Here is a 20838-nt window from a genome sequence, read left to right as displayed (position 1 = left end):
CCTTGTTAATGGCTATTCAGACAAGCGCAGCGAACTCAGGTTAATGAGTTCTGTTGCCAGTCCGGATTTTTCCAGCTGTATGTTGACCTTCTGTGGTGCAAGCACCCAACTGCCCTGAACCGCGTTGACTCCCGAAGTAAAACAACTATCCATCATTTGCTCAGATTCAATATGCGGAGCCAGCACCTGAATGCCTATGCCGTGACAGATCTGGCACAAGGTCTGTATAAAGAACTTATTTTCCGGATCGTTCAGTGCGCTGGCATACGCTGCGTCAATCTTTACATAGTCCAGATCCAGGCCCTGCAGGTATTTGAAGCTGGTCATGCAGGCGCCAAAACCTTCTATACACACTTTGCACTGGTTACTTTTAATGATGTTCATCAAGGCTTTAGTTTCGTCAGGTGCTTTTAAAACCGAGTACTCAGATACTTCGAATACCAGGCTGACTTTTCCATTGAGTTGTTTCAGCTGTTTTTCCAGCCAGAGTGAAAATAATGCTGAGGCTACGGCACCCTGTGACAGGTTGATGGCATAGGTTCTGCCGGGTTTGTCCTGTATTTGGTTCAGGATATAGCTGATCACCTGCTGATCCAGTTGTACTGACAATCCCTGTTGTTCAGCCATGGCGTAGGTTTCTGTGGTCGACAGCTGCGAATGCTGAAAATAAAACCGGACAAAGGTTTCAATATATTCAACCGATTGATCGGCCTTCACCACAGGTTGTGCCCATAACTCAAAATTCTGGTTTTGGATCAGAGCGGTGATTACTGAATGCCAGGCCATTCGGCCTTCAGGTTTCAGTTGCATCTTGTGGTCTGTCACCCATAAAGGCAGATCGGGTTGTTGAATACGTTGAATAATGGCGCTGTCCAGCGTCGACAGGCAATGATGCAGTGTATTTTCTGGTTCAACTGTCATCAGAGCGACTGAGGCAAAGCCTTGTGGAAAAAATAGGCTATCCATAGATTTGAGTTTAGAACTGAGCTGCTGCAGTTGTATTTCCAGAGAACCAGCGCTGCTTTGACTTAACAGAATAAAATCACTGCCCCCCAGCCGGAACAATTGGCTGTTGGCCGAATGCTCCAGTGCTTGTTTTAACTCTTTGACGGCCAATAAAATATACTGATCTGCAGCTTGAAAACCCTGACTCTGATGCACCTCTGTTAGCGAATGCAGGCTCATCATGGCCATATGCAGATGCAGATCATGGGTTTTTTGCTCGTTTTGCTCTGCTGCAAAACGTTGCTCCAGCAGTCTTCTGTTGCCAAGGCCTGTCAGCAGATCGGTAAATACTTTTACTTTCAGATCGTCTGCCTGCTGGCTAAGAGACAGAAAAACCCGCTGAATATTAGCCACCATGGCGTTCATGGCCAAAACCACAGAGCGCAGATCAGTGGTAAAAGGCAGCTTATCCTGTTGTAAAAAGTTCTTTTTACTGACTTCGCGAGCCTGGCGTTCTATGAGCCGTAAAGGGGCGAGCACCAGAAAAACGATCCACTGGATCACCAGCACACTGAAAAAAGCAATCAGGGCGATACTGTAAAAACTTTGCCTGGCTTGATGCCACAAGGTTTTGTAGGCAATACCAGGGTTGGATTGTATCGACAAGACGCCAGCGGGCAGCCAGCCATTATTCACTTCAGAGCTTTGCAGTGGTGGCTTCAGTGGAAATAACGCAACAAACCATTGAGGGACTTCGTCATACTCAATGGCAGTCTGTCGTTTAATTTTGACCTGGTTCTGGCTGGTTCTAAACTCGATATCTGCATAATAACCTGAATCAAAAATAGCATTCACCATGGTTTGGGCTATCACTAAATCCGGGTCGTCCATATAAGCCGACATCGACAAACCCAGACTGGTCGCCGCATCCTGGGCATGAGATTTCATCTGGGTATTCAGGTACTGTTGAGTACTTTGTACCGAAATATATAAACTGACTAAAAAGGTAAATACCGCCACCAACACAATCAACAAGTGCAGTTGCGCTTTTAGCGAGATACCGGGGAGCTTCCCCCTCAACTTATGAGCCATTACAGTTACATTCCCTTTTCTATCCGGTTCAGCAATTCCTGCCAGTTTGAGCCACCTGTTTTGCCTTCAATCTTACGCCCCAATCCATGCGCTTTTGCCAGCCATAAGCCTTCGGCGTTAAAACCGTAAACAGGTTTGAGATCGGGTCTTCGGGTGGCCGGCAGGACTTTTTTCACAATATTGTCCAGAACCAGTGGCACGGACTGGTCAGTCTCCATGTAAATCAGCACCATATGAGGCTCATTCACTGACAAAGCCCTGACATACATGATCCGCAGTTTTGCATCAGGTACGCCCATGGCCCGCAGGGATACATATTTAGCTATGGCAAAATCTTCACAATCTCCGGCTGCAGTAGCCAAAGTTTCCAGTGGTGTTGCCCAATAATCGGCCTGACCCCAATGCTCCGGATCGGATTTAAAACGGATCTGGTTATTAAAAAAGCTGTTGACCTTATTAAGCCGGACCAGGTCAGATTCTGACTGACCCTTCTCAAGCAAATCACGCCATCTTTCTACTCTGGCCAGCGCCGCCTCACCATAGGTGCTGCGAATAGTGTCCAGTATCTGTGGCTCAAACAGCTGCAGCGCATAACTGGTTTGGCCGGATAAAGAGACGGAAAAAGACAGCAGTGCTACCACAACATACTTCAGTAGCATAAAGCTCCTCTTCTGCGCGGATAAGCCGGGGGCTGACTGATGATGGGTAAGGTACAGGATCTGTTGCAATAGTTTAGAGCGCTACCGCACCAAAGGAGCTGGTTGATCTGAGTTAAGCTAAAGGCAAGCCAAAGTTTTTTATCATTTTTATCAAATAAAGCTTATGGGGTGTCTTATTTTCTCTGATCGAACAGGGAGTATAAGCCGCTGCGTGCTGTTGTTTATTCAGAACAGCTTGTGTCTCTGCTGATCGGTTGAGCGAACGCCAGGCCTTTTATTCCAACATTAATCAGCACACCAGAGAGGGAACTTGTTATGCAATCACCTGAATTTCGTAAAGTAACCAGAGCTGTGATCCCTGTTGCAGGCTTAGGCACCCGTATGTTGCCAGCCACCAAAGCCATTCCGAAAGAAATGCTGCCCGTTGTTGATAAGCCACTGATCCAGCATGTGATTGAAGAAGCTGCTGCTGCAGGTATTACTGAAATAATACTGGTGACTCATAGCAGTAAGAACTCGATCGAAAACCATTTTGATACCAGCTTTGAATTAGAAACCCAGTTAGAGAAAAGAGTAAAACGCTCCTTGCTGGACGAAGTGCGTTCTATTAATCCCAAACATGTCACAGTGATTTCCGTGCGTCAGCCTATGGCTTTGGGTCTTGGCCATGCCATTTTGTGTGCTGCCCCTGTGATTGGAAACGAACCTTTTGCGGTATTGCTGCCTGATGTGCTGATCAGCAAGTATGAAAGTAATTTAAAACAAGAAAATCTCAAAACCATGCTTGACCGTTATCAGCTGACCGGCACCAGCCAGGTGATGGTCGAAGAAGTTCCGGCCTTAGCGGTCAGCTCCTACGGAGTGGTTGACTTAAATGGTGAACCTATAGCGGCAGGGCAGTCTGTGCGGCTGCACGCCATGGTAGAAAAGCCGGCTGTAGATGAAGCGCCATCTACTATGGCGATCACCGGACGTTATGTGTTGTCTCCTGCGGTTATGGATATTCTGAGGTTTACCCAGCCAGGCGCTGGTGGTGAAATTCAGCTGACGGATGCTCTGGCTTTGTTGCTGAAAGATCAAAGCATGGAAGCTTATCGTATTGTTGGCCGCAGTCATGACTGCGGCAGCAAATTGGGTTATCTGGAAGCCATCATCACTTACGCACTGAAAGATCCTGCTTTAGGAGCAGACTTTGGTGCCTACCTGCAACGATTATTAAGCACAAATAAATTAAGTCTGATTGCCTGAAAAGGCTGTGTTGTCTGTCATGTAGTGGGGCGGACACTGTGCTTCATTGTGTTTAACGACCAGCTTTTTGCATTACGTCAAAGTCAAAGGATCCACAAATGAAGTTAAGTATTTTTGGTACAGGTTATGTAGGGTTAGTGACGGGCGCTTGCCTGGCTGACGTGGGTCACGATGTGATTTGTGTCGACATCAATCAGAGCAAAATTGACAGCCTGAAACAGGGTGGCATTCCTATTTATGAGCCAGGCCTGGAAAACGTCGTAAAAACGAATGTCACACAAGGCAATTTAAGATTTACCACCAGCGCTGAAGAAGCGGTGCAGCACGCAGAAGTTATTTTTATTGCTGTAGGAACACCACCAGACGAAGACGGCTCTGCTGATCTGCAGTATGTGATGGCCGTTGGCAAGACCATAGGGCAGTTGATGACCAACTATAAAGTGGTGGTCAATAAAAGCACTGTGCCTGTAGGAACAGCGGACAAAGTAACAGCTGTGATCCAGCAGGCGCTGCTGGAGAGGGATTGTGCCGCTGAGTTTGATGTTGTATCCAACCCCGAGTTTTTAAAAGAAGGTGCAGCTGTGGCTGACTTTATGCGGCCAGACCGCATTGTGATAGGCACAAGTTCCGACTTTGCGGAAGGCATTATGCGTGAGGTTTATGCGCCTTTTAACCGCAATCACGAAAAAATAATAGTGATGGATGTACGCAGCAGTGAATTAAGCAAATATGCAGCGAACTGTATGCTGGCCACCAAAATCAGTTTTATGAATGAGATGGCAAATATTGCAGAGCGGGTAGGGGCGGACATTGAAAACGTGCGTAAGGGCATAGGCTCAGACCCCCGCATTGGTTACCACTTTATTTACGCCGGTTGTGGTTACGGCGGCAGTTGTTTCCCAAAAGACGTGCAGGCGCTGGCGCAAACCGCGAAACAATATGGCTACGAGCCTGGCATCCTGGATGCGGTTGAAGCTGTGAATGACAGGCAAAAACAAAAGCTGTTTGAACTGATCTGCACGCACTACGGCGTGGACACAGCTAAAGCTGGGGTAAAAGACAGTCTGAAAGGAAAAGTTTTTGCTGTATGGGGCCTGGCCTTTAAGCCCAATACAGATGACATGCGCGAAGCGCCAAGCCGGGTGCTAATAGAACAGCTTTGGGCAGCAGGTGCCACAGTTCAGGCTTATGATCCTGAAGCTATGGAAGAAACTCAGCGTATTTACGGCAGTACCGACAAACTGGCTTTAACCGGCACCAAAGAGTCTGCGTTAAAAGGTGCGGATGCGCTGGTGATCTGCACTGAATGGAAGTCGTTTAAAACACTGAATGCAGACATCTTAGCCAGCAATATGAAAGAGATGCTGGTGTTTGATGGGCGTAACCTGTTTGACGTTGCAAGAATGCGCGACCAGGGAGTGAAGTACTACTCCATTGGCAGACCCGCTTTATGCTGATCTCGGTATCTATGTGCACGTACAAAAGGCAGCATTTGCAACACACCTTAGACAGCATTGCTCTTTTGGTGATCCCCGAGGGGGTGAGTGTCGAAGTTCTGGTGGTGGATAACGATGAACTGCAGAGTGCGAAAGCCATCATTGATACAGTACGGCGGGATTTCCCACATCCACTGAACTATTACTCAGAGCCGGTAAAAAATATTGCAGCCGCCAGAAATAAGCTGCTGGAAGAAGCCCGTGGAGACTGGATAGCTTCTATTGACGATGATGAAGTGGCTGATCCCTTATGGCTGGCCGCTTTGACAGCGACTGCTGACCACTACAGTGCAGATGTTGTCTTTGGCCAGGTCATTCCTGATTTTCCGGACAATACGCCAGCCTGGATTAAAGAAGGCAATTATTTCTCAAGAAGAACCCATAAAACCGGCACTGAAGTAAGCAGCGGCGGCAGCGGCTGTACCCTGATCAACAGATTGTTTTTAGAAAGACATCAGCTGAAATTTGATCTCGCTTACGGTACAACAGGCGGTGAAGATGTTCAGCTGTTTTACAGAATGTTTCGCTTAGGCGCCAAACTGGTGTATTGCAAAGAAGCCATAGTGCATGAGTCTGTGGAAAGGAACAGGCTGACGTCAAGCTATCTGAAAAAACGTGCACTCAGAATAGGCCAGACCTATGCGCGCTACCGCTTAGAACAAGCCACGGCCCGGCAAAAGTTTCTGTTTACGGCTAAAAATGTGCTCTTGCTGTGCGGCATATCCATCGTCAGCTTGTTTTCCTACCCTTTGAATAAACAGTTGTATCTGAAGTCTTATCTGAAAGCCCTGGATAAATATGGAAAAGTTACCTCTGTATTGAATGGGAAAAAAGTGGAACTTTATAAATGAGTATCTTTTTAGAACGATACTCTTTGTTGCTTATCCTGCTGTTTTGTATGGGCTTAATGGAGCCGCAACTGGCGGCGAAAATTAGCCTGGTCGACACTGATTTAGATGTGCAAATAGCTGAAATATCAAGCGGAAGTATTTTAAAGCAAGTGTTGTGGGGCGGATTGTTCTTATTTTTTTTGGCTAAACATTGCCTGAATACCAGATTAATTTCTGAAGGACAAAGATTCCAGCTGGCCTTGTTGCTGCTTTTAGTGATTTGTTTAGTCTTTTTCATCAGTGCCTTATGGTCCAGCTATCCGGCTGTGTCCATAAAACGAACCATCTTTCAACTGATATTTGTTTTTACTGTGATGTCCGCCACCCTGTATAGCTATCAACATGGCTTGATCGGTAGAAACATTAAGTATGCAGCCTATAGTGCATTTTTTATGCTGGCAGTTACTGTTGTTTTAGGTACAGCCTTTCATCCAAGTGGCGACATGGTTGGATACGCAAAAGGTAAAAATGCCTTGGGTATGAACATGTTATGCCTGGTCTTGATGCTGACTTTGTTCTATAAAAGCGTGAATGAAAAGGTAAAAAATGCAAGTTATCTGATAGCTATAGCTTTGGTGGTCTTGCTGCTGTCGCAGAGCAAAACATCGATGTTTATCTTGTTATTGTTTGCTCTGTTAACCCTGCTGCCTTCCTTCAGTCTACGACTGGTGATGGCGTCTTTGTTTGTTTTATTTGTAACGCTCTTTATCATTTTTCCAAGTTATATGCATTATTTTGGCTCTATGGATACGTTGCTTGGCGTTGTCAGCGATGAGACCTTAACAGGGCGAGGCTTTATCTGGAATACATTGTATTACGACCTGCATTACTTCGATAAATTTGGTTTGGGTTATGGCTACGGCTCTTACTTCGGTGTGCCTGAGTTGCCTTATTTTTTTGATAACCGCTTTAGTTTTCTCAGATTCATCAGTAGTACACACAACGGATACTTAGATATGTTGCTTCATGTGGGGACAGTGCTTTCTCTGTGTGTGATGTGTGTGTTTTTTAAATTAGCGAATTATATAAAAGACAAATATTTCTTTGCTGCGTTAATTCTGCCTGTTGTTCATAACTTTACTGAAAGCTCAGTCGTCAAAGATGACTCAATGGTATGGTTTTTTATGATTTTTATCATATCGTACAGCTGCATAAAGGGAGATTTTAATGCAAAGAATCGGTTGGCTGGATAGTAGTCGAGGCCTGGCAATATTAATGATTATTCTGATCCATTATGTCGGAGCGCTTGAAACCCGCGATTTTATTTCTGAAGCCATGATGCTCGGCATTAAGTCTGTTTTAAGAGTGGCAACGCCGTTTTTTATACTGATATTTGGCTTTACATTTTTTACGTTCTTCTCCAGAAAAGTTGAACATATAACGGATGTAGTTTCCTTATACAAAAAATTAGCGATAAAGATACTTTATATATTTCTGGCCAGGGAGTTTATTGTATTGATCAGCTCCTTCAGATATGAAAGGGCCTCTGAGCATCTGATCGATATTTTGCTGTACAGAGAGACCTCAGGATCCGGCGAAATTCTGACGTTTTATATGTTTGCACTTATGGTGTCTCCGCTGGTGCTTTACCTGGTGAAATCCATCAATCCGCTATGGCTTTTATGTATTTCTATAGGGGTGTACAGCTTTGGATATGGCATTGGCAGTCATTTTGAACACTTGCGTGAAGCTACGTTTTTCAGATTGTTTTTTTATGATGTTTATCCGTTTTTCCCGTTTTACGGCCTGGTGTTATTAGGCTTCTTTTTCTCCAGAATGTATTCGTTTTGGTCTGTTGACCGGCAGCGGGTTTTATTCTTTTTAAGCATCAGTATGTTTTCTATACTCTGTTCATTTTTGATTCTGATGCAGACATCCGGTGATGTGTTAAGGGAGTTGGCGAATGCGGAATTAAAATCTCCTCCCGCTGCGTCATACATGTTGTTGTATATTGGTGTTGTGATCATTATTGTTTCAACAAACGCTTATCTCACTAAACGAAATTACGTTCCGGTCTGGATTGAAAATGTATTAAATACAATAGGCAGGAATAGTCTGCTTGCTTACACGCTGCACTACACACTATTTCTTTCATCATTTATTATTCAGTTTGCCTTTGGGCATACCAATAAAACTCTGGAAATAACAGCATTTATCATCATGATGCTGTGTCTCTATTCGCTTCTCGTATTTGCAGAGCGCCCAAGCTCAAGGAATAAATAACATGAAGGTTGCAATCATTCACGATTGGCTTGTGGTCAATGGCGGGGCAGAGAAGGTTCTTCAGGAGATTATCACTTTATACCCTGGAGCAGACCTCTATACATTGGTTAATTTTCTGCCTGAAAAAGATACTCAATGGTTAAATGGCTGCACTATCCATACGTCTTTTATACAGACTTTACCCTTTGCCCGAAAACAATACCGGCTGTATTTTCCGCTATTCCCCATAGCGATAGAACAATTTGATATGTCCGGTTATGACCTGGTGATCTCTTCCAGTCATGCTGTGGCTAAAGGGGTGATCACAGGACCAAAGCAAACTCATATTTGTTATTGCCATTCGCCAGCCCGTTATGCCTGGGATCTGCAGCACGAGTATTTACGGGAAGCTAAGCTGCACTCTGGCCTGAAATCTGTTTTGGCACGCTACTTTTTGCATAAATTCAGAATTTGGGATACCCGAACTTCAAACGGTGTCGACCTCTTTATCAGCAACTCAAACTTTATAAAAGCCAGAATAAGAAAATGCTATGGCCGATTATCCGAGACCTTGTATCCGCCTGTGGATACCAGCCGCTTTGGATTAAACGAGAATAAAGACGACTATTATCTGGCGGCCTCCAGACTGGTTCCCTACAAAAGAATTGATTTGATTGTATCGAGTTTTCAACAGCTTAAAGACAAAAAATTAATAGTAGTAGGGGATGGCCCTGAGATGAAAAAAATTGCGGCTTTGGCCAGTGGTTATCCAAACATTTCAATACTGGGCTATCAGGACGATAAAAGTCTTTTGTCTTATATATCCAAGGCCAAAGCCTTTATTTTTGCCGCTGAAGAAGATTTTGGCATTATGCCCGTCGAAGCTCAGGCCACCGGCACTCCGGTGCTGGCTTATGGCAAAGGAGGCAGTCTGGAAACTGTGGTGGATGGCGTAACAGGGTTATTTTTCAGCGAGCAGTCGACAGCGAGCATCATCGATTGCATCCACAGATTCGAGCAAATGCCAGCTTCTTTTGATGCCGCCGCGATCCGCGCCCATAGTGAAACCTTTTCTAATGTCACCTTCAGAGAGAAGTTGAAATACCGCATTGAATTATTCCTGAAGGAGGCACGATGAAGATTTTGCATATTCATCAGGACTTTCCGGACGGCAGTGCATATCCACATACCAAAGCTGTGCTGAATTTGATTGAAGCGGTCGAAGCAAATACCAATATAACCAGTTATGTGCTGTCGCTGCACAGAACCAGTAATCCGTTCCGGGTCTCTGTGAAGCCCTTTGAGCGTGGTCTTAGTCTGGTGTATTTCTCCTTGCCTTTGCCTTATATCCATCGATTTATGCTGTATTTTTGGGCCAGTTTGATCCGTATTGTTTACCTGAACAGCATGAAGTTCGACCTTATTCATGCGCATAAATTAACCTCTGAAGGCCTGTTTGCGAAGTACTTAGCTTCAGCATGGGGCGTGAAGTATTTGATCAGCGTGCGGGGCGGAACGGATTTCAGGTTTTACAGCAGAATGCATGACTGTAAAAAGCTATTTGATCAGATCCTTAAAGCGGCAAAAAAAGTCATATTTTTAACTCCGGCTGCTCAGAAAAATATGGAAAAACTGACTAGTTTTCCTTTAGAGAATTCAACCGTCATCCCTAACTTATGCCGATTCACTATGACATCTGATAGTTCCGGGCATGCCAAAAAGAAAAACAGCAGTATTGAATACACAACTGTGCTGAGCTTCCATCAGTACAAAAGAAAAGGCGTGTTACCTCTTATCAGTGCCATAGGGCTGTTGAGAGACAAATTTCCTGCACTGCAGATCCGGCTGACTATCATAGGGGCCGGGGATGATTCGGTGCTGAACCTCATCCAGTCTCATAGCGCCTCCCTGGGTTTGTCCGATCAGATTGTATTCAGTGGCTCTCTGAGCCATGACGCTGTGCTGCGCACTATTGCCGCATCGGATGCCATGTTACTTCCTGCTTTGGATGAGACCTTTGGTATGGCTTATCTGGAGTCCATCGCCACTCAGACGCCAATTTTGTATATGAAAGAAACCGGTATTGATGGTTTTTTCAGAGAGAACTTAATAGGGGTGTCAGTAACAACGCAAGACCCGGAGGAAATTGCCAGAGCAATTTTAGTATTGATCGAAAAGGGGGATGAATTCCGCTTTCATATTGCAGAGCTGATCCGGTCAGGTTTTTTTAATATATTTAAATCTGAGCATATTGTTAATAGTTACACAAATGCTCTTCATGGGTGAGTTATGTTTAAACTGATTTTATATTACATGCTGATATCAAAGTTGCCTTCGGCCAGATTTGTTTCATTTTTTTGTGATTTCAGAGTCTGGTATCTGACCAAGATTATAAAAATAATTCAACCAGGCGGTCGTCATTCTATGATTGGCCCTAATTTATATATAGGCAATGGGAAGAATATAAAAATGGGCTCCGGCTGCCGGATCAATGAAAATGTGTATTTAGAAAAAGTAACCTTGGGCAATGATGTGCTGATTGCACCTCATGTGTCCATTTTAAGCAGGATGCACGCCTTTGACCGGACTGATGTTCCGATCAGCCAACAAGGCTACAGCGAGGAGCTGGAGGTCACCATTTCTGATGATGTCTGGATTGGCCGAAATGCGGTAGTGCTGCCTGGAGTGACCATTGGCAGAGGCGCTATTGTCGGGGCCGGCGCTGTAGTCACCCGTTCAGTGCCTGATTTTGCCATTGTGGCCGGTGTACCGGCAAAAATTATTAGATTCAGAGACCCTGCAGGAGCAACGTATGCCGAATAAAATAGTGGTGATTGCATCAGCCGGTGGTCATTTGACTCAGGCCTTGTGTGCATGTTCAAAACTGGATGATTTTACCATCATCACCAACTTAAATAATCTGGTGGGTATTCCAAACAAAGTGATAGTGGTCAGATCGACTCAATTTAACTTTTTTGTTCATCTGCTGAACTTCTTTGTTGGCTTTTATTTGTTTGCCCGTTTAATGCCCAAAGTGGTGATCAGCACCGGAGGCCCCATCTTTTTACCTTTTGCTGTAGTGGCCCGTTTGTTTGGCTGCAAGGTGATCTTTATCGACACCTTATCCAGGGTAAAAGAATTATCAAACACCGGGAAAATGATTAAAAAGTTAAAACTGGCACATTATTTTATTTGCCAGTGGAAAGCCATGGCAGAAAAGTTTGATTGTATCTATTTGGGGAAGTGTTTCGATATCTTATCAGAAAATGCGTACCCCAAAGATGAAGAAATCAATGTGGAACGGCCTTTAATCTTTGTGACTGTCGGCACCAATGTCTATATGTTTGCCCGACTCTTTGAGTACATAGCTGCCATGCCGCTGTATAAAGACCCACGGGTCGACTGGGTGATCCAGTCAGGTCCTAATCTGATCCATGCCACAGCAGCCACTCATAGGGTGGTCAGTAATCTGAGCCGGCCTGATGTGGAAGACTATGTACAAAAGGCAGCGCTGGTGATCAGTCATTGCGGCATAGGCAGTATCAATTTAATGCTGTCTTACCGCAAAACTGTGATTTTTATACCCCGACTGGAAGCTCAGAACGAGTTTTCTGATGATCATCAGTTGCAGATCGCCGAAGAGCTGGTGAATGACAAGTTTTACATTGTCAGCAATCAAAGCGACATGCCTGATATCAGCTATGAGCAGTTGGCTGCCACAAAAATCATTAAAACACCGGTAGATATCGTCAATTACAGGTTTGCAGAAGAAATCAGAAAGCTGGCTGGCGGCCTGTGAGCATCCAATCTGGTCTGGAGTTAAACCAGGCAATCAAGCGTAGCTTGTTGGGCAAATACAGCCTTTATGCATTTCAGATTATTTCTATGGTGTTGCTGGCCAGATTGTTTGCTCCCGGCGATTTTGGTTATGTCGCTATTGTTCAGGTATTTATCACCCTGATGGTGCTGATCAGCTCCACCTCCATTGTTCCGGCTCTGGTGTATTTGGATGATGTTTCGGTGAGTCAGCGTAATGGCCTGATGTCATTAAGCCTGCTGATGGGGTTGTTGCTGGCAACGTTAAGTTTTTTTGCTTTTCCATTGGTTTGCTTATGGATTGGTATGAAAGACATGCCTTATGCAGCGCTTTTTATTGCTGTCACGGTATTTTTTGTCTGCCTGACGACGTCGCCATTGGCCTCATTGCAACGTGGCTCCAAATTTATCCTGATTGCACGGGCGGAAATTTATGCTGAAACAGCGTCTTTGTTGATGTGTATGCTGCTGTTTTATTTTTCCTATGGATTTTATGCGCTGTTATTCAAAGTCTGCTCGCCTTTTGTGTTCAGATTTATTTTTTATTATCAAATGTCTGCACACACAGAAGTAGGCCGTCCAGCTTTAGGGCGCGACCTTGCGGTGTTTAAAACCATAGTGAGTTTTGTCAAATTTCAGTTTTTGTTTAACCTGGTGAATTTTTTCTCCAGAAACCTCGATACCATCATAGTGGCAAAATTTTTTGGCCTGAGTGTGACGGCCTTTTATGACAAGTCTTATCAGGTGATGCGTTATCCGTTGCAACTCTTTACCTTTGCCATTACGCCAGCTTTGCAGCCAACCCTGACTAAACACAAAGCCAATGTGAGTTTTGTAGCCTCAGAATTTTTACGGGTACTAAGACCACTGGCTTATTTAGGTCTGTTTGTCTCCATCGTTTTTTATAATGGCTCAGGCGCTCTGGTCTATCTTTTGTTTGGCCCGGGCTGGGAGGCGGTGGAGCCTATTCTGACAGTGTTTTCGGTTTCTATTCCGCTTCAGATGGTGTTGAGTTCAACAGGGGCTATTTATCAATCCTTTGGCCAGTCCAGATTACAGTTTTATTGTGGGCTTTTTTCTGTTGTTACCACCTTCATGGCGATAGCAGTGGGAGCTTATTATGAAGATATCCTGCTGCTGTGCCTGTTAATTGTCTGCTCTTTTGTGATCAACTACCTGTTTTGTTTTTTTGTGATGTACCGTTTTGTTTTTCAGACCAGGCCTTCTTATGCCTTCTACAAGGTATGTTTTTTAATCATGCTGCCTTTTGTTATGTACAGTGTTGAGCCGATGTTTCCCTTGTCAAAGGCGGATTATCTGACCTCCATACTGCTGCTGTTGCAGTCAGCATTGTTATCGTTGGTCTTGTGCGTAGCAGTATTTGCTGGTCAATACGCATTCGATTTTTTGTACCCTAATTCTGACAAGGAGGTTCTGTGATTTATCCTGTTATTGTTGCCGGCGGAACCGGCAGCCGTTTGTGGCCTTTATCCCGCAGCAATTATCCAAAACAATTTATCCCGCTTTGTGGTGAATACAGCCTGTTGCAGGAAACCTTGTTGCGGTTAAATGGCTTACCTCACCAGCCCCCTATGATTATCTGCAATGAAGAAAACCGCTTTATTACGGCGGAGCAGGTGAAGCAGTTAAAACTGCTGAATACCGCTATTTTGCTTGAACCTGTAGGGCGCAATACAGCGCCAGCTACAGCGCTGGCCGCTTTTATAGCCCGGCAACAGGGCGAGGATCCGCTGTTACTGGTACTGGCTGCTGATCACCTGATCCAGAATGTTGCTGCTTTTCACGCTGCAGTGATTCAGGCCACAGCTCTGGCAGAACAGGGCAAGCTGGTTACTTTTGGTGTGGTGCCTGCTCATGCTGAAACAGGTTACGGCTATATAAAGCGAGGTGAGGTCGCCGCAGTCAATCTGTCGGGTGAATCTGCTTATCTGGTTGAGGCTTTTGTTGAAAAGCCTGATCTGGCCACAGCCGAAGCTTATCTGGCTAGTGGTGACTACTATTGGAACAGCGGCATCTTTATGTTTAAAGCATCCTGTTATTTAGCTGAGCTGAAGCAGCACAGGCCTGATATTTATCAGTGCTGTAGTGAGGCTGTGGCACAACTGGCAAAAGATCTGGATTTTATCCGTATTGATACCGAAGCTTTTAGCCGTTGCGCTGCAGAGTCCATCGACTATGCGGTGATGGAAAAAACCACAGATGCAGTGGTTGTGCCTTTGGACGCTGGCTGGAACGATGTAGGGGGCTTTGCCGCCTTATGGCAAATAGCCAGTAAAGATGAGCAAAATAACGTACTGCGTGGCGAAGTATTCCTGCACAATTCGCATGATCTGTATGTGCATTCGGATGACAAACTGATTGCTGTGGTTGGGGTGCAGGATCTGGTGATCGTCAATACCAAGGATGCGGTGCTGGTGGCTCATAAAGATCATACCCAGGACATTAAACATATTGTCAGCCAGTTAAAAGTGGCCAGCCGTCCTGAAGTGAATGTTCACCGTGAAGTGTACCGTCCCTGGGGCAAGTATGACTCTGTTGATACAGGACCGCGTTTTCAGGTCAAACGTATTAGCGTTAAACCTGGTGCCAAACTGTCGGTGCAAATGCACCATCACAGGGCTGAGCACTGGATAGTGGTGTCTGGTACCGCCAAAGTGACTATTAATGGGACTGAACAATTTATTACTGAAAACCAATCGGTGTATATTCCTGTCACCGCTGTGCATGCGCTGGAGAATCCGGGAAAAGTGCTGCTGGAACTGATTGAAGTGCAATCGGGCAGTTATTTAGGTGAAGACGATATAGTGCGTTTTGAGGACAGATATGGCAGAACTTAAGGAGGAAAGATGGATCACTTCATCAGCAGCACACTGATCCGACAGAGCTCAGTGCAGTTTGGTACCAGTGGCGCCCGTGGCCTGGTGGTCGATTTTACGCCAGAGTTATGTTGTGCCTTTACGCTGGCTTTTATCAAATTACTGCAGCAAAGCCAGGATGTGCAGCGTATAGCTCTGGCCATAGACAACAGACCCAGCAGCCCTGAAATAGCAGCCTGGTGTGCCGCCGCTGTGCAGCAGTTGGGGCTTGAACTGGATTATTATGGGGTTATTCCTACTCCCGCTTTGGCTTACGCTGCTATGAAGCAAGGCGTGGCGGCTATTATGGTGACAGGCAGCCATATTCCTTTTGACCGCAATGGCCTGAAATTTTATCGCCCCCAAGGTGAAATTACCAAGCAGGACGAACTTAAGATGCTGTCTGTGGAGGTGCCCTTCAGCCTGCCTGTTCATGCTGCAGAATTGACGCTGAACCCTGCTGCTGCCCACGACTATAAACAACGTTATCTGGATTGGTTTCCACAGGACCTGGCCAAAGGCTTAACCATAGGCATTTATGAGCATTCCAGCGCCGGACGGGATATTTACGCAGAGTTGCTGCAGCAGTTAGGGGCTTGTGTGATAAGGCTAGGGCGTTCAGATCACTTTGTGCCTATAGATACCGAAGCTGTATCTGAAGAAGATGAACAAAAAGCTGTGCTGTGGACTCAGGAACATCAACTGGATTTGCTGTTTTCTACCGATGGCGATGGCGACAGGCCTATGGTTGCGGACGAACAGGGCTGTTGGCTACGCGGTGATGTGCTTGGTTTGCTGGCTGCCAAAGCATTAAAGATTCAGGCTTTGGCTGTACCCGTCAGTTGTAATAGCGCTATTGAGCAGTCAGGTTGGTTTTTGCAGGTACTGCGAACCCGTATTGGTTCACCTTATGTGATTGAAGCATTTGATCAGTTAGAGCAGTATCCGGCTGTGGCGGGTTTTGAAGCCAATGGTGGTTTTTTACTGGCCAGTGATTTACAAAAGCAGGAAAGATATCTGACGGCTTTACCGACAAGAGATGCGATTTTACCTTTACTGGCCGTTATTGAGCTTGCCAGAGGCAGAGCTGTGTCAGAGCTGTTATCAGAGTTACCAAAGCGTTTTACTGCCAGTCAGCGCTTAAGTGACTTTGCCACAGAGCTGAGTCAGCAACTGCTGAGCAAGGCGGCGATGAACGCAGATCATTTTGTCTCTGACTTAGGGCTGGATACAAAAGTGCTGTCTGTTGATACAACAGATGGGCTGCGTTTCACTCTGACGAATGGCGATATAGTGCATTTGCGCCCTTCAGGTAATGCACCTGAGCTTAGATGTTATGCGGAGTCTGTATCTGAACCAAAAGCCAAAGCGCTGGTCGCGAAAGTGCTGGCTAAAGTGCCTGCGTTGATTCTGCACCTTTAAGACAAAAATCTTTTTGGATGCGTTGTTGAATATCCGCCGGAAAGTCGTTTTTATGGGCGGTCAGATAAATGCAAGCTGCCAGCTGTTGTTTTGCCTCTTTGACTATGACTCGGGCTTTGCTATGCAAAGGGTAGCCTGTCAGCACTACTGCTTTTAAGGCCTGAAGAGTGTCTGTTTTTTGCGTTGGGTTCAGGGTGTCCCAACGTAAAAATCCGACAGCTAACTGACGTAACAAGGTTTCCGGCATATAAGGACCGTAACGTTTCGCCAGCTTTAATTGCTCAAAAGCTTCAGTGAGCCGAAACTGGGTCACCGCCAGATAATAAGCATAATCTGCGTAAGCATTGGGCCAGTTGGGCCTGGTGTGGATGGCCGCCAGATAAAACTGCTCAGTCGCTTCCAGCTCTTTGCCTGTCATAAAACCTGCATACCAGCCCCATTCATTGATTTTTGCTTTGGTTAACAAATAATGCGGGTGTTTTGGGTGCAGCCGGATGGCCTGATCGATAGCACTGCTTGCGTGCTGCCAGCTATCCAAACTCAATAAAACCGGTTGCTTTGACCAAAGCTCTATGGCGTTATTGGCTTTAAAATACCAGACACTGGCAAGTCCTGTCGGAGCTATATGCCAGACGCAAGCGGCGAGCAACAGCAGGGCAGGCAGAGCAAAAGCGCGGCTTATCGTGCTGCCAAAACCCGGAGCTTTTAGCCTGTCGTCGGGTAAGAGATCAGATTCAGGCATAAGACTCTTCACTAAAATGGATCTGGCTGATTGCTTTAGGGTTTTCAATCACCAATTGCCGGGCGTAGTCATCACCAAAAAGTGAGGCGATAAGGTCCCGGGCTTCAGCCAGCTTAGGGGGGCGGCGGTGCTGATTGTGACTGTCGGTAGCCACTATATGAAATGCCTTTTGACTCAGCAGCTCAAACGCAGTCTGCTGACTACGTTCTCCCATATCACCCAGCACTGAGCTGGCGGTTAACTGTAGTAAACAGCCCAAACGCCGAAAGGGCAGCAATTTGTTCAGATCTGTTTGTATTTCCCTGTTCCGCTCCGGATGAGCGATCATCGGCAGTACATTTTTAGCCACTAACCATTTCACTAAGCGATCCGTGCCTGTAGGTATATGGCTGTGCGGAAACTCAAGCAGCAACACCTTATAGCCCTGATATTCGCCCAGATAAGGTAAGGCCTCGGCTTCCACCCAGGCCGGCAGCTCTGTACATAAACGCACTTCTGCAGCGGCGGCCAGTTGCATTGGCAGCTGATGATCTCTGGCCAGTTGTTGTAACTCAACCAGGCCCTGATGGATCGTCGCTTTGGTGTTGTCAAAATGACCAGGGTTGATATGAGGTGTCATCACCATATGGCTGATGCCATTGTGCTGAGCCAGCCGCAGCAGGCAAAGTGCCTCTGCTGCGGTTTGGGCACCGTCATCCAGCCCTGGTAGTAAATGACAATGCAGGTCATACATTAACTTGTCTCATTGCTATGGTAGTGCTCGTAGCCGTAATGACTGTAATCGCCATAAGTTTGCGTCATTTTTTTCATATTGATTTTGTTCAGTATCACACCAGAAAAGTTGTTTTCGGTTTGCAGCAGCTTGGCTATGCCGCTTTGTACTGCAGTGCCACGGGTTTGATCGGCGGCGACCACATAGACCACCGCATCCACCTGTTTGGCAATCAATAAGGCGTCGCTCACCGCCTGCACAGGGGGTGTATCAATAATAATTCTGTCGTAGCCTTGTGCCAGCTGTTTTAACAGTTCAGCAAAGCGGGGAGAGGACAACAGCTCCAGTGGATTGGGTGGCACGTTACCGGCTGGCAATAGACTGATCCCTGATTTTTCGTCCAGTACAATACAATCCTCAAGTTGTTCACGACCGGCAATTAAATTGGCAAGACCTGGCTGATAGGCCGGTAAGCCAAATCGTTTGGCCAGCGAAGGCCGGCGCATATCTGCGTCAATCAGCAGGACTTTTTCCATCTGGCCAAAAGCAAAAGCTAAATTAACAGCCACAGTAGACTTGCCTTCGGCGGGCACTGAAGAGGTTAGCTCTATTAACTTCATGGGCTTATCTAAAGACAACAGCGTCAGACTGGTTCTGATACTGCGAACTGCTTCGGCATATTGTTTTTGCTGCTCGGCAAAGAAACTGTATAAAGGCAAATCCTGATGCTTTTTATGTGAAAGTTCAGGCATAAAACCCAAAGCGCGCTGGCCTAAATGGTTTTCTACATCATAAGGCGATTTGATGGTGTCATTTAACGCATCCAGAGCAAAAGCCACCAGTATGCCAAAACCTACAGTGGCGATAAAAACCAGCATCAGGATCAGCTTGCGTTTGGGCGCTACCGGTTCTGTTGCTGTCACAGCCAGATCGGTAAAACGGGCAATAGCTGAATTAAAGTCACTGGTCACCTGGGTTTCTTTTTGCCTTGCTAAAAAGGTTTCATACAGCTGGCGATTGGTTAAGACTTCACGCTCCAGCCGCTGGTAGGAGGTTTCTTTTAAGCTCACATCCTGATACTGAAGTTTGGCTTTTGACAGTTCTGAATCCAGCGAGCTGACATTCTCCTCAACAGAGCGGGCTTCATTTTCAATACCTGCAATCAGCTTTCTGATCTGGCCATGCAGATTGTCCTGCACCGCTGTCAGTTCACTTTGGGCCGCCATCAGTTTGGGGTGTCTGGGACCATAAATTTTTGACAGCTCTGATACCCTGCGTTCTGTCAGCACCAGCTGGGTTTTTACATCCTGTACGCCTTTATGCGCGGTAATTTCCGGCAGACTTTCCAGTTGTTCCATATTGTTGATGCCATACTGGCGTATCACCCGGATAAAGCCGTCAATCTGAGCTTTGCGTGAGCGGGCTTCGGTTAATTCATCCGACAACCTTGCCAGCTCTTTTGCGCCTAAACCACGTACACCTTCGACATCAATCAGGCCTTCTTTTTCACGATAGGCTTGCAGTTGCGCTTCTGATTCGTCCAATTGGATACGTAACTCGGCTAAACGACTTCCAAGCCAGGTGGATGCTCTGCGGGTAATGCCGAGTTTAGCTTCAAGCTGGCTATGGATATACGCTTCTCCGACTGCATTGGCGACCTGCGAGGCCAGCTCTGCTGAAAAGGTGGTAAAGCTGATTTGTACCAGCTGGGTTTTTGCAATAGGGCTGATATGTAAACGCTGTTGAAATTCAGTGATCAGCTTTTCTCTGGCTCGAAACTCCATTTGTTCTGCAGTGAATTCAGTGTCTTTTACCGGGATAAAAGGCAACATTTCTTTCAGTGTGCTGACCAAGCCTGGCTTAACTGCGAAATCAGGGTGGTCTTTTAATTTCAGCGTATCTACCACTGCTTCAGCTATGGATCGCGATTTTAGTATGGCAAACTGAGTCAGGTAATACTCTTGCTGGCTGGAATTCATGCCATAAATTTCTTCAATAGACACAGCTTTTGCTTGCTGGCTTTCTATCAGTAAAGTGGCAGTGGAGGCATATCTGGATTGGATATTCAGCACCACCAGCACAGCCAGAATACTGACAAGCACAGCCATGCTCAGAATGCGCCATTTATTCATATTGATGATGGAAATGTATTTTCGCAGATCAAGCACAGTCTGCTGGGGGGAGCCCGTTAAATCCGTTAAGGCGGTCATTAAAAGAATCTCTGATCGATGGTAATGGTATCGCCTGCATTCACTTTAGTGTTCAGGGTGGCGTTTTGTTGCTGGTTTTTACTGGCTTCACGGGTAATAAATATTTTCTCCTTTGAGGCCCTCTCTGTCAGGCCTCCAGCCAAAGCCACAGCCTGATTGACTGTCATACCAGGTTTGTAAGGGAATCCTCCCGGTACTTTGACTTCGCCATGAATAAAAAATGGCCTGTATTCCACCATGCCAACAAAGACATTAGGTTCAATAAAAAAATCGCCTTTTAAGCCAGTGTAAATACGGTTTTCCAGCTGTTTGATGGTCAGGCCTTTAGCGGCTATTTCACCAAGAAAGGGGTAGTTGATTTTACCGCTGTCGGTTAGCTGTGTTTCTATTTTGAGTTCTTCTTCACCGTAGACCTGGATAATAATTTTGTCGCCAGGACCTAACAGATACGCCACATCATCCTGGGCATAAAGCCAGGACGAGAAGCTCAGACACAAAGTAACCAGCAATGATGCGAGTTGTTGCATG

Annotated in this window: 18 protein-coding genes; 12 read left to right on the top strand and 6 right to left on the bottom strand. The window is 45.9% G+C overall.

Annotated elements, in window-relative coordinates; translation table 11 throughout:
* Positions 1 to 12 precede the first annotated feature (12 nt).
* Positions 13 to 2037, bottom strand: coding sequence for a bifunctional diguanylate cyclase/phosphodiesterase (locus RHEIN_RS07740; protein WP_008898423.1), 2025 nt, complete (start codon positions 2035 to 2037; stop codon positions 13 to 15).
* A 5-nt stretch (positions 2038 to 2042) separates the two neighbouring features.
* A complete protein-coding gene (locus tag RHEIN_RS07735) occupies positions 2043 to 2696 on the bottom strand; it encodes a transglutaminase-like cysteine peptidase (RefSeq protein WP_008898422.1) in 654 nt (217 codons plus the stop codon).
* 315 nt (positions 2697 to 3011) lie between these two features.
* Here RHEIN_RS07735 and galU point away from each other — a divergent pair, with 315 nt between their 5' ends.
* The 12 genes from galU (at position 3012) to RHEIN_RS07675 (ending at position 16646) form a co-directional block, all read left to right on the top strand.
* Positions 3012 to 3944: a UTP--glucose-1-phosphate uridylyltransferase GalU gene (gene galU, locus RHEIN_RS07730; protein ID WP_008898421.1), complete on the top strand. Its 933-nt coding sequence runs from the start codon at positions 3012 to 3014 to the stop codon at positions 3942 to 3944.
* A gap of 98 nt (positions 3945 to 4042) precedes the next feature.
* On the top strand, positions 4043 to 5401 hold the full coding sequence (locus RHEIN_RS07725) for a UDP-glucose dehydrogenase family protein (RefSeq protein ID WP_008898420.1): 1359 nt from the start codon (positions 4043 to 4045) through the stop codon (positions 5399 to 5401).
* Positions 5395 to 6291 carry a glycosyltransferase family 2 protein gene (locus tag RHEIN_RS07720; RefSeq protein WP_008898419.1) on the top strand — a complete coding sequence of 299 codons (897 nt, stop codon included), beginning with the start codon at positions 5395 to 5397 and terminating at the stop codon, positions 6289 to 6291. Before RHEIN_RS07725 ends, RHEIN_RS07720 begins: the two co-directional genes overlap by 7 nt.
* Before the next feature lie 56 nt (positions 6292 to 6347).
* A complete protein-coding gene (locus RHEIN_RS07715; RefSeq protein ID WP_158005472.1) occupies positions 6348 to 7523 on the top strand; it encodes an O-antigen ligase family protein in 1176 nt (391 codons plus the stop codon).
* On the top strand, positions 7498 to 8553 hold the full coding sequence (locus tag RHEIN_RS07710; protein WP_008898417.1) for an acyltransferase family protein: 1056 nt from the start codon (positions 7498 to 7500) through the stop codon (positions 8551 to 8553). Before RHEIN_RS07715 ends, RHEIN_RS07710 begins: the two co-directional genes overlap by 26 nt.
* 1 nt (position 8554) lies before the next feature.
* Entirely contained in the window at positions 8555 to 9670 is a 1116-nt protein-coding gene (locus RHEIN_RS07705) for a glycosyltransferase family 4 protein (RefSeq protein ID WP_008898416.1), read from the top strand.
* Positions 9667 to 10818 carry a glycosyltransferase gene (locus RHEIN_RS07700; protein ID WP_008898415.1) on the top strand — a complete coding sequence of 384 codons (1152 nt, stop codon included), beginning with the start codon at positions 9667 to 9669 and terminating at the stop codon, positions 10816 to 10818. The genes RHEIN_RS07705 and RHEIN_RS07700 overlap by 4 nt, the downstream gene beginning before the upstream one ends.
* Before the next feature lie 138 nt (positions 10819 to 10956).
* Entirely contained in the window at positions 10957 to 11355 is a 399-nt protein-coding gene (locus RHEIN_RS21355; RefSeq protein ID WP_008898414.1) for an acyltransferase, read from the top strand.
* On the top strand, positions 11345 to 12331 hold the full coding sequence (locus RHEIN_RS07690; protein ID WP_008898413.1) for a glycosyltransferase: 987 nt from the start codon (positions 11345 to 11347) through the stop codon (positions 12329 to 12331). Before RHEIN_RS21355 ends, RHEIN_RS07690 begins: the two co-directional genes overlap by 11 nt.
* The gene (locus tag RHEIN_RS07685; protein WP_008898412.1) at positions 12328 to 13788 is read left to right on the top strand and encodes an oligosaccharide flippase family protein; all 1461 of its coding nucleotides are present in this window, start codon (positions 12328 to 12330) and stop codon (positions 13786 to 13788) included. Before RHEIN_RS07690 ends, RHEIN_RS07685 begins: the two co-directional genes overlap by 4 nt.
* Positions 13785 to 15206, top strand: coding sequence for a mannose-1-phosphate guanylyltransferase/mannose-6-phosphate isomerase (locus RHEIN_RS07680; protein WP_008898411.1), 1422 nt, complete (start codon positions 13785 to 13787; stop codon positions 15204 to 15206). Before RHEIN_RS07685 ends, RHEIN_RS07680 begins: the two co-directional genes overlap by 4 nt.
* Positions 15207 to 15215: 9 nt before the next feature.
* The gene (locus tag RHEIN_RS07675; protein ID WP_008898410.1) at positions 15216 to 16646 is read left to right on the top strand and encodes a phosphomannomutase; all 1431 of its coding nucleotides are present in this window, start codon (positions 15216 to 15218) and stop codon (positions 16644 to 16646) included.
* Here RHEIN_RS07675 and RHEIN_RS07670 read toward each other — a convergent pair.
* From RHEIN_RS07670 to RHEIN_RS07655, 4 genes are read right to left on the bottom strand one after another with little or no spacing between them, the layout of a single operon-like run.
* On the bottom strand, positions 16615 to 17388 hold the full coding sequence (locus RHEIN_RS07670) for a hypothetical protein (protein WP_008898409.1): 774 nt from the start codon (positions 17386 to 17388) through the stop codon (positions 16615 to 16617). The two genes, RHEIN_RS07675 and RHEIN_RS07670, sit on opposite strands and share 32 nt — an antisense overlap.
* Positions 17381 to 18121, bottom strand: a complete 741-nt coding sequence (locus RHEIN_RS07665) for a tyrosine-protein phosphatase (protein ID WP_008898408.1) — start codon at positions 18119 to 18121, stop codon at positions 17381 to 17383. The genes RHEIN_RS07670 and RHEIN_RS07665 overlap by 8 nt, the downstream gene beginning before the upstream one ends.
* The gene (locus RHEIN_RS07660; protein WP_008898407.1) at positions 18121 to 20310 is read right to left on the bottom strand and encodes a GumC family protein; all 2190 of its coding nucleotides are present in this window, start codon (positions 20308 to 20310) and stop codon (positions 18121 to 18123) included. The genes RHEIN_RS07665 and RHEIN_RS07660 overlap by 1 nt, the downstream gene beginning before the upstream one ends.
* Positions 20310 to 20837 carry a polysaccharide biosynthesis/export family protein gene (locus tag RHEIN_RS07655; protein WP_008898406.1) on the bottom strand — a complete coding sequence of 176 codons (528 nt, stop codon included), beginning with the start codon at positions 20835 to 20837 and terminating at the stop codon, positions 20310 to 20312. Before RHEIN_RS07655 ends, RHEIN_RS07660 begins: the two co-directional genes overlap by 1 nt.
* Position 20838 lies beyond the last annotated feature (1 nt).

The organism is Rheinheimera sp. A13L, from assembly GCF_000217935.1.
Classification (GTDB): domain Bacteria; phylum Pseudomonadota; class Gammaproteobacteria; order Enterobacterales; family Alteromonadaceae; genus Pararheinheimera.
Note: the sequence above shows the minus strand (reverse complement) of the source record. Positions and strands in the feature narration are given on the sequence as shown.

Excerpts from the sequence above, each read along its gene's own strand:
- RHEIN_RS07740 (WP_008898423.1), bottom strand. The coding sequence starts at position 2,037 with ATGGCTCATAAGTTGAGGGGGAAGCTCCCCGGTATCTCGCTAAAAGCG.
- RHEIN_RS07735 (WP_008898422.1), bottom strand. The coding sequence starts at position 2,696 with ATGCTACTGAAGTATGTTGTGGTAGCACTGCTGTCTTTTTCCGTCTCT.
- galU (WP_008898421.1), top strand. The coding sequence starts at position 3,012 with ATGCAATCACCTGAATTTCGTAAAGTAACCAGAGCTGTGATCCCTGTT.
- RHEIN_RS07725 (WP_008898420.1), top strand. The coding sequence starts at position 4,043 with ATGAAGTTAAGTATTTTTGGTACAGGTTATGTAGGGTTAGTGACGGGC.
- RHEIN_RS07720 (WP_008898419.1), top strand. The coding sequence starts at position 5,395 with ATGCTGATCTCGGTATCTATGTGCACGTACAAAAGGCAGCATTTGCAA.
- RHEIN_RS07715 (WP_158005472.1), top strand. The coding sequence starts at position 6,348 with ATGGAGCCGCAACTGGCGGCGAAAATTAGCCTGGTCGACACTGATTTA.
- RHEIN_RS07710 (WP_008898417.1), top strand. The coding sequence starts at position 7,498 with ATGCAAAGAATCGGTTGGCTGGATAGTAGTCGAGGCCTGGCAATATTA.
- RHEIN_RS07705 (WP_008898416.1), top strand. The coding sequence starts at position 8,555 with ATGAAGGTTGCAATCATTCACGATTGGCTTGTGGTCAATGGCGGGGCA.
- RHEIN_RS07700 (WP_008898415.1), top strand. The coding sequence starts at position 9,667 with ATGAAGATTTTGCATATTCATCAGGACTTTCCGGACGGCAGTGCATAT.
- RHEIN_RS21355 (WP_008898414.1), top strand. The coding sequence starts at position 10,957 with ATGATTGGCCCTAATTTATATATAGGCAATGGGAAGAATATAAAAATG.
- RHEIN_RS07690 (WP_008898413.1), top strand. The coding sequence starts at position 11,345 with ATGCCGAATAAAATAGTGGTGATTGCATCAGCCGGTGGTCATTTGACT.
- RHEIN_RS07675 (WP_008898410.1), top strand. The coding sequence starts at position 15,216 with ATGGATCACTTCATCAGCAGCACACTGATCCGACAGAGCTCAGTGCAG.
- RHEIN_RS07670 (WP_008898409.1), bottom strand. The coding sequence starts at position 17,388 with ATGCCTGAATCTGATCTCTTACCCGACGACAGGCTAAAAGCTCCGGGT.
- RHEIN_RS07665 (WP_008898408.1), bottom strand. The coding sequence starts at position 18,121 with ATGTATGACCTGCATTGTCATTTACTACCAGGGCTGGATGACGGTGCC.
- RHEIN_RS07660 (WP_008898407.1), bottom strand. The coding sequence starts at position 20,310 with ATGACCGCCTTAACGGATTTAACGGGCTCCCCCCAGCAGACTGTGCTT.
- RHEIN_RS07655 (WP_008898406.1), bottom strand. The coding sequence starts at position 20,837 with ATGCAACAACTCGCATCATTGCTGGTTACTTTGTGTCTGAGCTTCTCG.